The sequence below is a fragment of the Pseudarthrobacter sp. Pseusp20 genome (assembly GCF_059492155.1).
Genome location: NZ_CP168521.1, coordinates 1,865,233 through 1,879,002, shown reverse-complemented (window position 1 = coordinate 1,879,002; position 13,770 = coordinate 1,865,233). Strand labels below are relative to the sequence as shown.

The 13,770-nt window shown below is 66.0% G+C and carries 13 protein-coding genes; 3 read left to right on the top strand and 10 right to left on the bottom strand.

Translation table 11 applies throughout. From position 1 onward, the window contains the following. Positions 1 to 9: 9 nt before the first annotated feature. Both ACEN9K_RS08740 and ACEN9K_RS08735 read right to left on the bottom strand, forming a co-directional pair. Positions 10 to 1,128 carry a histidinol-phosphate transaminase gene (locus ACEN9K_RS08740; protein ID WP_495635554.1) on the bottom strand — a complete coding sequence of 373 codons (1,119 nt, stop codon included), beginning with the start codon at positions 1,126 to 1,128 and terminating at the stop codon, positions 10 to 12. A gap of 108 nt (positions 1,129 to 1,236) precedes the next feature. Beyond that, the gene (locus ACEN9K_RS08735) at positions 1,237 to 1,638 is read right to left on the bottom strand and encodes a LysM peptidoglycan-binding domain-containing protein (RefSeq protein ID WP_081620253.1); all 402 of its coding nucleotides are present in this window, start codon (positions 1,636 to 1,638) and stop codon (positions 1,237 to 1,239) included. Between the two features lie 353 nt (positions 1,639 to 1,991). Here ACEN9K_RS08735 and lexA point away from each other — a divergent pair, with 353 nt between their 5' ends. Beyond that, complete coding sequence (gene lexA / locus ACEN9K_RS08730) at positions 1,992 to 2,726, top strand: transcriptional repressor LexA (protein ID WP_495635553.1); 735 nt, start codon at positions 1,992 to 1,994, stop codon at positions 2,724 to 2,726. A 78-nt stretch (positions 2,727 to 2,804) separates the two neighbouring features. Here the strand turns inward: lexA and ACEN9K_RS08725 are convergent, their stop codons facing one another. Beyond that, the gene (locus ACEN9K_RS08725; RefSeq protein ID WP_495635552.1) at positions 2,805 to 4,865 is read right to left on the bottom strand and encodes an ATP-dependent DNA helicase; all 2,061 of its coding nucleotides are present in this window, start codon (positions 4,863 to 4,865) and stop codon (positions 2,805 to 2,807) included. Beyond that, complete coding sequence (hflX, locus tag ACEN9K_RS08720) at positions 4,858 to 6,438, bottom strand: GTPase HflX (protein ID WP_488314810.1); 1,581 nt, start codon at positions 6,436 to 6,438, stop codon at positions 4,858 to 4,860. Before hflX ends, ACEN9K_RS08725 begins: the two co-directional genes overlap by 8 nt. A gap of 437 nt (positions 6,439 to 6,875) precedes the next feature. On the opposite strand from hflX, the gene ACEN9K_RS08715 reads away from it, so the two are divergent. Continuing rightward, positions 6,876 to 7,499: a class I SAM-dependent methyltransferase gene (locus ACEN9K_RS08715; protein WP_495635551.1), complete on the top strand. Its 624-nt coding sequence runs from the start codon at positions 6,876 to 6,878 to the stop codon at positions 7,497 to 7,499. Here ACEN9K_RS08715 and dapF read toward each other — a convergent pair. The 6 genes from dapF to ACEN9K_RS08685 all read right to left on the bottom strand — a co-directional run bounded on the left by dapF (position 7,471) and on the right by ACEN9K_RS08685 (position 13,106). Continuing rightward, positions 7,471 to 8,415: a diaminopimelate epimerase gene (gene dapF / locus ACEN9K_RS08710; RefSeq protein ID WP_056390943.1), complete on the bottom strand. Its 945-nt coding sequence runs from the start codon at positions 8,413 to 8,415 to the stop codon at positions 7,471 to 7,473. The genes ACEN9K_RS08715 and dapF overlap by 29 nt on opposite strands. Positions 8,416 to 8,459: 44 nt before the next feature. Beyond that, positions 8,460 to 9,371: a tRNA (adenosine(37)-N6)-dimethylallyltransferase MiaA gene (gene miaA / locus ACEN9K_RS08705; RefSeq protein ID WP_495635550.1), complete on the bottom strand. Its 912-nt coding sequence runs from the start codon at positions 9,369 to 9,371 to the stop codon at positions 8,460 to 8,462. 2 nt (positions 9,372 to 9,373) lie between these two features. Beyond that, positions 9,374 to 10,951 carry a tRNA (N6-isopentenyl adenosine(37)-C2)-methylthiotransferase MiaB gene (miaB, locus tag ACEN9K_RS08700; protein ID WP_495635549.1) on the bottom strand — a complete coding sequence of 526 codons (1,578 nt, stop codon included), beginning with the start codon at positions 10,949 to 10,951 and terminating at the stop codon, positions 9,374 to 9,376. Between the two features lie 3 nt (positions 10,952 to 10,954). Next, positions 10,955 to 11,455, bottom strand: coding sequence for a regulatory protein RecX (locus ACEN9K_RS08695; RefSeq protein WP_196804798.1), 501 nt, complete (start codon positions 11,453 to 11,455; stop codon positions 10,955 to 10,957). A gap of 120 nt (positions 11,456 to 11,575) precedes the next feature. Beyond that, positions 11,576 to 12,631 carry a recombinase RecA gene (recA, locus tag ACEN9K_RS08690; protein ID WP_026266121.1) on the bottom strand — a complete coding sequence of 352 codons (1,056 nt, stop codon included), beginning with the start codon at positions 12,629 to 12,631 and terminating at the stop codon, positions 11,576 to 11,578. Positions 12,632 to 12,881: 250 nt separating this feature from the next. After that, a complete protein-coding gene (locus ACEN9K_RS08685; RefSeq protein WP_018771595.1) occupies positions 12,882 to 13,106 on the bottom strand; it encodes a DUF3046 domain-containing protein in 225 nt (74 codons plus the stop codon). A 41-nt stretch (positions 13,107 to 13,147) separates the two neighbouring features. Here ACEN9K_RS08685 and ACEN9K_RS08680 point away from each other — a divergent pair, with 41 nt between their 5' ends. Beyond that, positions 13,148 to 13,678: a MarR family winged helix-turn-helix transcriptional regulator gene (locus tag ACEN9K_RS08680; RefSeq protein WP_018771596.1), complete on the top strand. Its 531-nt coding sequence runs from the start codon at positions 13,148 to 13,150 to the stop codon at positions 13,676 to 13,678. Positions 13,679 to 13,770 lie beyond the last annotated feature (92 nt).

The window sequence follows — 13,770 nt, the reverse complement described above, 5'->3', positions numbered from 1 at the left end:
GTATCAAGTCTAGGCGGGAAGCGCGGCCTGGCCCGCAAGGATGCGTTCCAGGGAGGTAAGGAAGGCTGTGGTTTCCGCCTCAGTGCCTGCGGTGACCCGAAGGTGGCCGGGGATGCCCACGTCGCGGATGAGCACTCCGGCGTCCAGCAGCTCCTGCCATACCTGGTGCGGATTTTCCAGGCCCCCGAAGAACACGTAGTTGGAGTCCGAGGCGGCAGGCTTGAGGCCCATCCTGGTCAGTTCGGCCACAATGCGGTCCCGCTGCCCCTTGATGTCCTGGACATCGGCCATCAGTGCCTCGCGGTGTTGGAGCGCGGCCAGTGCGGTTGCCTGGGTAATCGCGGACAGGTGGTACGGAAGGCGCACCAGCCGCAGGGCATCGGTGACCTCCGGGGCCGCGGCCATGTAGCCGAGGCGGGCGCCGGCGAGTGCGAAGGCCTTGCTCATGGTGCGGGAAACTATCAGCCGCTCCCGGCCGGGCAGCAGGGTCAGGGCGCTGGGCGTGCCGTCATGCGCGAACTCGTGGTAGGCCTCGTCGACGATCACCACGGTCTGGCTGTCCTCGCCGGCGTCATAGACAGCCTCCACAACGTCAAGCCCCAGGCCGGTCCCCGTGGGGTTGTTGGGCGAGCAGAGAAAGACGATGTTGGGCCGCAGCTCCTCGACCTGCCGGGCGGCGGATTCGGCGCTCAGGTCGTAGCCTTCCGAGCGCACTCCCGTGATGTATTGGGTGTCGGTTCCGCTGGCGAGCAAGGGGTACATGGAGTACGTGGGTGGAAAGCCCAGGGCGGTGCGGCCGGGGCCGCCGAAGGCCTGGAGGATCTGCTGCAGGACCTCGTTGGAGCCGTTGGCTGCCCAGAGGTTTGATTCGTCGAGCCCGTGCCCCAGGTATTCCGCGAGGGCCTTCCGCAGGTCGGTGAATTCCCTGTCCGGGTACCGGTTGAGGCCTGCAGCTGCTTCCGTGACCGCCGCGCTGATGGCGGCGCGTACGTCCGCCGGAACACCATGGGTGTTCTCATTGACGTTCAGCAAAATGGGAACGTCCAGTTGGGGTGCCCCGTAGGGGGTCAGCCCGCGAAGATTGCTGCGGAGGGGAAGTCGGTTCAGACGCTCTAGCTGGTCGTTCACCTGAACAGTTTAGTTGCCGCGGCAACTACCGGAAAATGTGACAGATTCTGTTCGCCACCGGCGTTGCTGTCCCGGTCATCTTTCTCAAAGGCCAACACCAGGTGCCGCTCAGTGCGTGGGGACGAACAGCTGCTGCCCCGGCAGCACAGCGGCGGCCGGAAGGTTGTTGAGCTGGACGATGTCCGCCACCACGTCCCGGGCATCGCGGTCCGGAGCAACAGCGCCTGCGATGCTCCACAACGACTGGCCCGCCTGCACCGTCACGGTGACCGTCGGCGTCACGGCCAGGTCCGCAGCTGAATCGGATGCCTTGGCCGGTGCGTTGAAAAGTCCGGACAGGGACAGCAGGAGTACCGCGAGGAGCACAAGCGGAACTCCGATCAGGACGATCCGCCCCCGGCGGGTCAGCCGCAGGGGCGCTGCTGACGGCGTCCGGCGCTGCGAGGGCTTCCGGGTCTGCAGGGAAACGCGGTGCGTAGGTGAAACCTGGTGAAGAGATAAAGCTGACATGAACTAAGCCCTCCTGGACCTGCCGTGCTGCCCGGGTGTCCGCCCGCTGCCGCCCTGCCGTTCAGACCGTGTCCGGAGCTTCTCCGGCCATGTTTTCGAACGGGGCAATCGCTGGTTAGAACACATGTTCGAACTTTGCTTGTTAAGTTTTAGCACCTATCAACGAACAATGTCGAGACTCGCTAGAACAAATGTTTGAAAAAGCAATGTGGCTGGCCTAGCTTTGAACCAAAGAACAACCACCACTGAAGTTGAACAGCAGGGTCTGACAATGACAGTGGGAGTCCTTCCGGCGGCGCTGTGGAACAGGCCGCAACGGAAGATCCGGCGGCAAGCGAAAGGCATTGGCGAATATGGCAGCAGCAGCCGCCGGGGGCAGGACCGCCCCGCAACCCAGGAAGACCGCCAAGGGCTTGACCCCCCGGCAGAAGAAGATCCTCGAAACCATCCAGCGCTCGGTCAATGACAACGGCTACCCGCCCTCCATGCGGGAGATCGGCGACACGGTTGGCCTGGCCAGCCTGTCCAGCGTGACCCACCAGCTTTCGCAGCTGGAGAAGCTGGGTTACCTGCGGCGCGACCCCAAACGGCCGCGGGCCATGGAGGTGCTGATGCCCCTCACGCTGGACAGCGGAAGCAATGCCGCCGGCACCTCCCCCGCGCCGCAGGCCACGGGCGGCGGTGCCACGGTAACGGAGCTGCCCACCGCGCTGGATACGGCCATGGTTCCGCTGGTTGGCCGGATTGCTGCCGGCGGTCCCATCCTCGCTGAGCAGCTCGTGGAGGATGTCATGCCGCTCCCCCGCCAGCTGGTCGGCCAGGGCGAGCTCTTCATGCTTAGGGTGGCTGGCGACTCCATGGTGGATGCCGCCATCTGTGACGGTGACTGGGTGGTGGTGCGGCGCCAGGCGGACGCAGCCAACGGGGACATCGTTGCTGCCCTGCTGGATGACGAGGCAACCGTCAAGACATTCCGCCAGCGCGACGGCCACACCTGGCTGCTGCCCCAAAACACGCAGTACGAACCCATTCTGGGCGACCATGCCACCATCATGGGCAAGGTTGTCTCGGTCCTGCGTTCCCTCTGACCGCGTCTCCCGCGAAGGGACGGCCTGCCGGAAATTGCACGGCGGCTGCCCCCGCTGGCGTCGTTCGCCTGCCGGGCCCTACGTGGCCGCGTCCGCGCCCAGCCTGGCCAATGCCGCCAGCGCCTTGCTGCGGTCCGTGGTAGCCCAGAACGGCGGCAGAGCGCCGCGGAGGAATCCGGCGTAGCGCTCTGTTGCCAGCCGGGAATCCAGAACGGCCACCACTCCCTTGTCTCCCGTGGACCGGATCAGGCGGCCGGCACCCTGGGCCAGCCTGATGGCGGCATGCGTGGCCGAGACGGACATGAAGCCGTTTCCGCCGGCCTGGGCCACGGCACGCGAACGCGCGGTCATCAGCGGATCATCCGGCCTGGGGAACGGGATGCGGTCGATCACCACCAGGCGGCAGGAGCCTCCCGGAACGTCAACCCCCTGCCACAGGGACATGGTCCCGAAGAGGCAGGTGTCCGGTTCGTCGGCGAACTGCTTCACCAAAGCGGTCATGGTCGACTCGCCCTGGCAGAGGACAGTCACATCGAGCTTCGGCCGCAGGGCGTCGGCAGCCTCTTCGGCAGCCCGTCGGGATGAAAACAGGCAGAGGGCACCCCCGCCGGACGCTTTGATGAGCGCTTCCAGTTCCTCCAGCGCCTCCGGCGAAACGCCGCGGCCCGGCTTTGGCAGGTGGCCGGCCACGTAGAGGATGCCCTGTTTCGGGTAGTCGAAGGGCGAGCCGACATCCACACCCGTCCAGCTGGGTGCGCCGTCGCCGATAAGGCCCAGTCCCCCGGCCGCGGGTTCAAATGCCGAGCCAATGGCGAGGGTTGCAGACGTCAGCACGACGGTGTGCCCGGCGAAGAGTCCTTCCCGGAGCCTGCCTGCCACGGACAGCGGCGCGATGTTGACCAGCACCGGGGCATTGTCATCGGGCTGGGAATATCCCTGGCCGGGATCGAACGTGCCGGCCCGGGAAAACCACACGACCTCGCGGTTTTCACGGGCAGCAATAAGCCGCTCACACAATTCCAGGATGAGCATGAGGCGGGACCGGGCCAGCTGCCGGCCGCCGTCGGCCGTGGCGTTGCTGTCCCCCTTGGAATCGGACAACGCGGCCCGGCACGCCTCCCGCAACTGGTCCATGCAGTCCAGCTGTTCGTCGTTCAGCCCGTTGGGAAGCAGGCCGCTGGGCGCACCGGCGAGGGCCAGTTCAAGGTTTGCGGCTGCGGCGTTCAGCGCGTCCACCGTGATGGCGGTATGTTTGCGGGCGCCGGAAGCGGCAGCGTGGACCATGGCCACCGACAGCTGACCGGACACGGCTCCGGTGACCCGGTCCTGCAACTCGTGCGCTTCATCCACCACCACGACGTCGTACTCGGGCAGGACTGCAAGTCCTTCGAAGGCGCTGACGGCCAGCATGGCGTGATTCGTCACCACCACATCTGCCTCGGCTGCGTCCTGCCGGGCCAGCTCGCTGAAGCACTCGGCGGCCATGGGGCACTTTTGGGCCCCCAGGCACTCCATGGAAGTGACGGAGACCTGGCGCCAGGCACGGTCCGTCACACCAGGCAGGAGCTCATCCCGGTCGCCGGTGGCCGTCTTCTCCGCCCACTCGCGGAGCCGCACCACCTCCTTGCCAAGCTGGGACGAGGGTCCGCCCACGGAGGCGGCAAAGTGCGGGACGCTGGTGTCTTCGCCCAAGGAGAAAAGCTGACCCTCGGAAGGCTCCTCGGAGGGGAACCCGCCTTCCAGTTTGTGCCGGCAGACATAGTTTGACCGGCCTTTCACCAAGGCAACCTTGACCGGCCGTTCCAGGGCCGGGGTGATGTTCTTCAGCAGCCGCGGCAGGTCCCTGCCAACAATCTGGGTTTGCAGGGCCAGCGTGGCGGTGGACACCAGAGCGGGCTTGTTGCTCTCCAGGGCGTGGGCGATGAGCGGCACCAGGTAGGCCAGCGACTTGCCCGTGCCCGTGCCCGCCTGGACCAGCAGGTGGTTGCCGGTTTTGATGGCCCGGGCCACCTGCCGGGCCATCTCGTGTTGTCCGGTGCGGCTTTGTCCGCCCATGCCGGCGACGGCGCGGTCGAGCAGTTCGATGACGAACTGCTCGCCGGCCGTCTGCGCGGTTTCGCCGGCGGCGGGGTCAGTCATTGACGATGAACGGTTCCAGTTCGGACGCCAGGCCCTCGCGGACCTTCACCGCAGCCCTGGTACCTGCCTCAACGTGGTCAACGCTGAGGATTTCCGCGTCGGACTCATGGAGCTTGCTGACCAGGTCTCCGCGGTCATACGGGATGAGGAGTTCCATCTTGACCGAAGGCCGGGGAATGGCTTCGCTGATGGCCTTCAGCAGCTCCGGGATGCCCTCACCCGTCCGGGCCGAGACCACCACATGCCGCGGTTCGCGCTGCTTCAGGCGCTCCACCACGAACGGGTCAGCTGCATCAGCCTTGTTCAGCACGATGATCTCCGGCACCTTGCGGGCATCAACTTCGCTGAAGACCTTCCGGACGGCGGCGATCTGCCCTTCGGGGTCCGGATGCGACACGTCCACCACGTGCAGGATCAGATCCGAGTCCGCCACTTCCTCGAGGGTCGAACGGAAGGCCTCCACCAGCTGGGTGGGCAGCGAGCGGACGAATCCAACGGTGTCGGCCAGGGTGTATCCCAGGCCGTCCGCGGTTTCCGCCTTGCGGACGGTGGGATCCAGGGTGGCGAACAGTGCGTTCTCCACGAGGACTCCGGCGTCCGTAAGCCGGTTCAGCAGTGAGGACTTGCCGGCGTTGGTATACCCGGCAATCGCCACGGAGGGCACTTCATTACGACGGCGGTTGGCCCGCTTGGTCTCGCGTGCCGGCTTCATTGCGGCGATTTCACGCCGCAGCTTGGCCATGCGGGTACGGATCCGGCGCCGGTCCAACTCGATCTTGGTTTCACCAGGACCTCGGGAGCCCATGCCGGCGGCAGCGCCACCCACCTGGCCACCGGCCTGGCGGGACATCGACTCACCCCAGCCGCGGAGGCGCGGAAGCAGGTACTCGAGCTGCGCGAGCTCCACCTGCGCTTTGCCTTCACGGCTCTTGGCATGCTGGGCGAAGATGTCAAGGATCAGCGCCGTGCGGTCGATGACCTTGACCTTGACGATGTCCTCAAGTCCGCGGCGCTGGGAAGGCGCAAGTTCAGCGTCCACCACCACCGTGTCCGCGCCCGTGGACATGACGATGTCCTTGAGCTCCAGCGCCTTGCCTGACCCCAGGAAGGTTCCCGGGTCCGGCTTGTCACGGCGCTGCACCATGCCATCCAGGACCTCCGAACCGGCGGTCTCGGCGAGGGCTGCCAGCTCACGCAGCGAGTTTTCGGCGTCGGCAAGCGTTCCCTCGGACCAAATCCCGGCCAGGACCACGCGCTCCAGGCGCAGCTGGCGGTATTCAACTTCGGTGACGTCTTCGAGCTCGGTGGACAGGCCTGCCCTTCGGCGCAGCGCGCGCCGTTCCTCGAGGTCCTGCTGGTCGCCGTCGTATGTTGAGTGTTCTTCGTCGAGCCGGGAAATGGCCTGCGCCTTGCCGAGCACCGCTTTTCCATTGCCGCTGCTCTCACCGCCGGGCGTGCTGACAGTCTTGGCCGGGACGTCCTTGGCGAGGATCCGGTCGATAACAGCCTGGATTTCCTGCGGACTCATGTCCTGGGCGGCTGGATCGGAACCGGTGTTGGGCTGGCTGGTCATGGTCTCCTTTGAAGATTCGGCAATTCCAGAATAGTGCTGATTGCTTGGAAGTTGGAACGTATTCGCGCTGGGCTGACGGCCTGCGGTCATGCAATTCTCCTGGTTGTCTCGCGGCCGGCTGCGATGCCGGGGCCGGGATGCCGCGTCAGAAGGGCGGCAGGGCTAAAAAGGCCGGAAAAATAGCGGGAAGTGCAGCAGGAGGCTGACTTTCGAGTATCGTCCGGCGGCCGGGCAGAACAGATGCGTCTGGCCGGTGCACAAGCGGAAGGCTGAAAAACCTGCATCGCTGCGGGACGGGCTGTCGCTGGAGGACAGGCTGCGGGGACGGGCGTGGCCCGTGCCGGCTACTCGAAGATCAGGAACATGCCATCCAGCGTAGCAGAGGGGGTTCTGCACGGTTTCCCATTACGCTGCAAGGGGAACTACTCTGGCCAGTTATGGAGTCCGCACACTATTTCAGCACGTCCCCCGCCGGCCCCTTTACCCGTAAGCCACTCACGGTGGAGCTGGCCGGCGAGACCCGCAGGCTCCACACCTCCGCGGGAATCTTCAGCCCGGACGGGATCGACAAGGGCACCGCAGTGCTCCTCGCCGATGTTCCGGCGCCGCACCCCCAGGGGAACCTGCTGGATATCGGATGCGGCTGGGGGCCCATCGCACTCACCATGGCGCTGCTGGCGCCCGGGTCGACGGTCTACGCCGTGGACGTCAACGAACGCTGCGTCGCCCTGACCAACGAAAACGCGGCCGCGCTGGGGCTGTCCAACGTCGTCGCCAGTACACCCCAGGAGGTGGACGCCGGCGTCAGGTTCGACACCATCTGGTCCAACCCGCCCATCCGGATTGGCAAGGAGGAACTGCACGCCCTGCTGAAGCTGTGGCTTCCGCGCCTCGCGGACGGCGGCACGGCGTGGCTGGTGGTACAGAAGAACCTGGGCTCGGATTCGCTCCAGCGCTGGCTGGCCGCCGAACTGGACAGTTCCTATACCGTGACCCGCGAGTCAACGTCCAAGTCCTTCCGGATCCTGAAGGTTACGAAAGCGTCCCGCTCGCCACAATGACGGCGGGGCCGCTGAGTTCCACGTGCTCGTGGCCGGCGGGGCCGGCGAAGAACTTCACGCCCACCACACCTCCGGGAACGTTGACCCGCCAGGCATCAGGGGCTTCCGCGCCGGCCCAGTGCCGGATGGCGACGGCGGCAGCACAGGCCCCCGTTCCGCAGGACTGGGTCTCCCCCACGCCTCGCTCATGCACCCGCATGGTCACGGATCCGACGCCGTCATGGACCAGAGGCTCCGCAGGGACGACGAACTCCACATTGGTCCCATTCACGGGGACCGGATCGACCTTGGGAGCCGTGAAGAGGCGGGTGCCTTCGAGCTCGCTGAGTTCCGCGAGGGCCACTACGGTGTGTGGGTTGCCCATGCTCACGGAGAGGGCCGGCCGGGGAACTTCCAGGCCGTCGGCAGTAACCAGGGAATCCATCGCCTTGGCGCTGGCCTCCCCGGGGAATATGAACTCCCACGGGCCCATGTCCACCGCGTAACCGTTCCCTGTCCGGACCACGGTCTTGACCCCTCCGCGGGTGCCGATGGTGAGTGATCCGCCGTCGGGCAGGTCGATCAGGCCCTCGGACCGCAGGAAGTGGACGAAGACCCGCACGCCGTTGCCGCACATTTCAGACAGTGAGCCGTCGGCATTGCGGTAATCCATGAACCATTCCGCGTCCGGGGCATCGGTGAGCAGTTCCCGGCCTTCCGGCAGGAAACGGGACGGGACAGCCCTGATCAGGCCGTCGGCGCCGATTCCCCGGTGCCGGTCGCAGAGCGCTGCGGCCTGGTCTGCGCCGATGGCGTGCACCCCCTCGGGATCGGCCACCAGGACGAAGTCGTTGCCGGTGCCATGCCCCTTGGAAAAGCGGAGCCCGCTCAGTGCGTGCAAGGCAGTCCCAGTGGCTTCTGCGGGGGTTGCATTCATGGTCACAAGCGTAACGGCGGATGCCGCCGGTGCTGAAACCGCGGCTACCGGCCCGGATCCTGGACGCACACCTCGGCCGCCTTACCCGTCAGCTCCGGGTCCTGCCAGTTCAGCCAGGTGATGCGGGGGTCGGCGCGGAACCACGTCAACTGGCGGCGGGCGAACTGCCGGGTGGCCACGATTGTTTCCTCTGCGGCCTGCTCAACTGTTGACGTGCCGTCGATGACCCGCAGGAACTGTGAATAGCCCAGTGCACGGGATGCTGTTTTGCCCTGCCGAAGGCCCCGCGCGTCCAGCATCCGGACCTCCTCCAGCAGGCCGGACTCCACCATCCGGTGAACCCGTACCGCCAAGCGCTCCCGCAGGACCTCCCGGTCCACGCTCAGGCCCACCTGAACCGCAGGCTGGTAGTACTCGCGGCGCGGCATGAAGGAACTGAAGGGCCGTCCGGTAAGTTCATGGACTTCCAGTGCGCGGATAATCCGCCGGGCGTCCGAGACCCTGTCCGCGGATACGGGGTCCAGGGCCCTCAGCCTGTCCAGCAGCGCCGGGGTCCCCAGCCGTATGTGGTCCGCCTCCAGCCGTGCACGGAGCTTGGGGTCGGTCCCCGGGAACTCCAGGACGTCCAGGGCGGCCCGCACGTACAGGCCGGAGCCGCCCGCCAGGATTGCGCGCTTGCCGCGGGCATGGATATCCCCGATGAGGCTGCGGGCGTGTTGCTGGAAGTCGGAGACGCTGGCTTCCTGGGTCACGTCCAGGACGTCCAGGAGGTGGTGCGGCACTCCCCTGCGCTCGGCCGTCGTGATTTTGGCAGTGCCAATGTCCATGCCGCGGTAGAACTGCATGGCGTCAGCGTTGATGACCTCGCCGTCCAGTTCAAGGGCAAGGTTGACGGCCAGGTCGGATTTGCCGGAGCCGGTGGGACCGACGACGGCGATGACAGGCGAGGCAGTCACCTTCAGCGGGTGCGCAGCGGCAGCGAGGGCATGCCAAGGGAGACAGCCTTGGGTCCTGCGCTGGAGCCGGGGGCAGGCGCACCACAGGAGTCGGCCTGGGACCTGTCCCAGGCGTCCCCCGCCCGGGACCGGCGCAGGCTGTAGTCCTCCGGCGTGGGATCGGCCACCAGGTGGAAGGCCGCCGCCTCCGTAATGGTGACGGTGACGAGGTCTCCGGGCCTGGGTGCCGGGGCCCCTTCGGGGACTGAGAAGTGGACCAGCCGCTGGTCCTGGGAGCGGCCGGACAACCGGTGGGTTTCCTCCGACTTCCGTCCGGACTGGGCGGTGACCATGACTTCCAGCCTCCGGCCCAACTGCTTCCGGTTTTCCTCGGCGGCGATCCTGTCCTGCAGGGCGGTGAGGCGTTCGAAGCGTTCCTGGACCACGGCCTTCGGCAGCTGGTCCGGCAGGTCGGCAGCGGGCGTGCCGGGGCGCTTTGAATACTGGAAGGTGAAGGCGGTGGCAAAGCGTGACTTTTCCACCACGTCCAGCGTCGCCTGGAAGTCCTCTTCGGTTTCGCCCGGGAAGCCGACGATGATGTCGGTGGAGATGGCGGCGTGCGGAATCCTGTCCCGGACCTTGTCCAGGATGCCCAGGAACTTCGTGGAACGGTAGGAACGCTTCATGGCGCGGAGGATGCGGTCCGAACCGGACTGCAGGGGCATGTGCAGCTGCGGCATCACGTTGGGCGTCTCGGCCATGGCATCAATGACGTCATCGGTGAAGGCGGCCGGGTGCGGGCTGGTGAAGCGGACGCGTTCAAGGCCCTCGATTTCGCCGCAGGCGCGAAGGAGTTTGGAGAAGGCCTGGCGGTCGCCGAACTCGACACCGTAGGAGTTGACGTTCTGGCCCAGGAGGGTCACTTCGATGGCGCCGTCGTCCACGAGGGCCTGGATTTCGGCGAGGATGTCTCCGGGCCGGCGGTCCTTTTCCTTGCCGCGGAGGGCCGGCACGATGCAGAACGTGCACGTGTTGTTGCAGCCAACGGAGATGGATACCCAGCCGGAGTAGACGGAGTCGCGTTTGGTGGGGAGCGTGGAGGGGAAGACGTCCAGGGACTCCAGGATTTCCAGCTGGGCCTCATTGTTGTGCCGTGCACGGTCCAAAAGTGCGGGCAGGGCGCCGACGTTGTGGGTGCCGAAGACAGCATCCACCCATGGTGCCTTCTTGAGGATGGTTTCGCGGTCCTTTTGGGCCAGGCACCCGCCCACGGCGATCTGCATGCCGGGGTTGGCGGCCTTCACGGGCGCCAGGATGCCGAGGTTGCCGTAGAGCTTGTTGTCCGCGTTCTCCCGGACTGCGCAGGTATTGAACACGACCACGTCAGCATGGTCGCCGGCTGCCGGTACGTAGCCCGCATCCTCCAGCATGCCGGCCATGCGTTCGGAGTCGTGCACGTTCATCTGGCAACCGAACGTGCGGACCTGGTATGTACGCGGCTGCACTGCCCCGGATTGCGGAACAGCACCGGCTTGCGCATCAGCAGCAGGCTCAACGGACGCGGCAGCGCCGGAATGGGGGGAAGGAATGGTCAAACTCACCAGTTAAGGGTACCGGCTTTGGAGCATCCCGCTGTCGGGATCCTGCCGGGAATCCAGGACGTCGTTGACGATCCTGAACGCCTGGGACGGCTGGTAGCCCTTCCTGGCCAGCATGGAGGCGAGCCGCCGGACGGCTTTGTCCCGTTCCGACTGGTCAGGCAAAACCGTCCCGGGCCGGAGCTTGCGCTCCACCAGGGCGCGTGCCGCCGCTTCCTCGTCGGCGTCCGTCAGCTGCTCCAGGGCAGAAGCCGCCGTTTCCTGGTCGATGCCCTTCTCGGCCAGTTCGCGCCGGAGAGCGCCCTTGGCAAGCTTGCGGGACTGGGACCGGCTCCTGACCCACATATCGGCAAACTCGGCGTCATTGATCAGGCGCGCCTCCTGGAACTTGTCCAGCACCGCCTCGGCGACGTGTTCGGGGATATTCCGTTCCGCCAGTTTCCGGGCAAGCTGCAGCCTGCTCTTGGGAGCTGCCGTGAGCTGGCGGTACACGATGGCCTGCGCCACCGAGAACGGATCCGGTTCGGCGTCAACAGCCTGCGGATCCTCAGGGATGGAAAAGCCGTCCGGCGGCCCTGAAGAGGGGCCGCCGGGCCGGGCCCGCCGTGAACGTGGTCCGGTCAAGGGCTAGAACCCGTCGACGGCTTTCAGCTTTGGCGCGTCCTTGGACTCGTCCTCGGCGGGCTTGACCCCTACGCCGAGCTTTTCCTTGATCAGGCGTTCCAGTTCAGCCGCGAGCTCGGGGTTGTCGCGCAGGAAGCGGCGCGAGTTCTCCATGCCCTGGCCCAGCTGGTCGCCGTCGTACGTGAACCAGGAACCGGACTTCTTGATGATGCCGTGCTCCACGCCCATGTCGATGATCCCGCCTTCGCGGGAGATGCCCTGGCCGTAGATGATGTCGAACTCAGCAACTTTGAAGGGCGGAGCCATCTTGTTCTTGACGATCTTGGCCTTGGTCCGGTTACCGACGGAATCGGCACCTTCCTTGAGGGTCTGGATCCGCCGGACATCGATGCGGACCGACGCGTAGAACTTCAGGGCCTTACCACCGGTGGTGGTTTCGGGGGAGCCGAAGAAGACACCGATCTTTTCACGGAGCTGGTTGATGAAGATGGCGGTGGTCTTGGTCTGGCTCAAGCGTCCGGTGATCTTACGCAGGGCCTGGCTCATGAGCCGTGCCTGGAGGCCGACGTGGCTGTCGCCCATGTCACCTTCGATTTCGGCGCGCGGCACCAGGGCGGCGACGGAGTCGATGACGACAACGTCCAGCGATCCCGAGCCGACCAGCATGTCCATGATCTCGAGCGCCTGCTCACCTGTGTCCGGCTGCGACACGAGGAGGGCGTCGGTGTCCACACCCAGCTTGGCGGCGTAGTCGGGGTCCAGGGCGTGTTCTGCGTCGATGAAGGCTGCGATGCCGCCGGCGCGCTGGGCATTGGCCACGGCGTGCAGGGCAACGGTGGTCTTACCCGAGGATTCAGGACCATAGATCTCGATGACACGGCCCCGCGGAAGGCCGCCAATCCCCAGAGCGACGTCCAGTGCGATGGAACCGGTGGGGATGACTTCGATCGGGGCGCGTACTTCGTCGCCCAGGCGCATGACCGACCCCTTGCCGAACTGCTTGTCAATCTGGGCAAGCGCTGCTTCCAGCGCTTTTGCACGATCCGGGGCTGCCGCCATGGTTGACACCTCTAATGCTTTCTCGATGGTGGCCTTCGCGGCCGTTTTATTGGTCATCTCTGACGCTACTGGGACCCACTGACATTCCGGCCTGAGGACAACGGCTATGTGGATAAGCCCAATAGAAAAAGCATAGCGTTATCCGAACAGGTATTCGAAGAGTGCCGGTCCTGCGGCGTGTCCGTCCAAGGGCGCTTCGGCTGCGGCAGGCTCACGAAGGACCCACCCGGGAAGCCGTTGTTAGGCGCTGCTAGTCGCGGCGAGGGGCGATGTCCCGGCCCAGCCGCCGTTCGGCCGGGACGTCCTGGACATCGCAGACTGCCAGCCAGACTTTGCGCGGTTCGATGCCTGCAGCCAGCGCCTGGTCCGCAGTGCGCCCGCCGACGCCGGTCAGGACCAGGGTACTGCTCAGCACGCGGGAGTACCCCGCACCGAACTCGTCATCCATCAGACGCCAGTACTCGCTGATTCGCATCGGTAAATCCTCTCATGATTGCGGACCCTAGAATTGTTGCCATGAGCAACTCCCCGGATCTCCCGCCGCCGCCGGACGCAGGCGCTGATGCCGCCGATACCGCGCTGCAGAATGTTGAACACCAGATCAGCCTCTTCTGGCGGCGGGCCAGGGCTATCTCCAACCAGCTCTCGCGCGAAGTCCACCCGGATATGGAGCCTGCCGCGTACGGGCTGTTAACGGTTATCCGCCGGGAAGGGCCCATCCGCCTGACGGAGCTTGCCATGAACATCGGGGTGGGCAAGCCGTCGGTCAGCCGGCAGATTGCCTTCCTGGAGAGCCTCGGACTGGTATCCAAGGAAGCCGATCCCCTGGACCGCCGGGCACAGTCCATCCGGCTGACGCCCAAGGGCGAAGAGAAGATGCACCAGGTCCAGGACGCCAGGCGCCAGGTTTTCCAGGAACGGCTGCGCGAGTGGCCCGTGCAGGACCTGCAGGAGCTGGCCCGCTACATGGCCAAGCTGAACTCCACCTACGAGCGTGACGGATTCCCCAGGGAAGGCGGAGGCGGCTCCCCCGCAGAAGAGGAATAGCCGCAGCGACGAACAGCCGGCAGGAGTACCACCAGCCGGGCACATCAATCGGGCGCCAACGCAGGAAGCCCCCGGCGCGGCCGGGGGCTTCC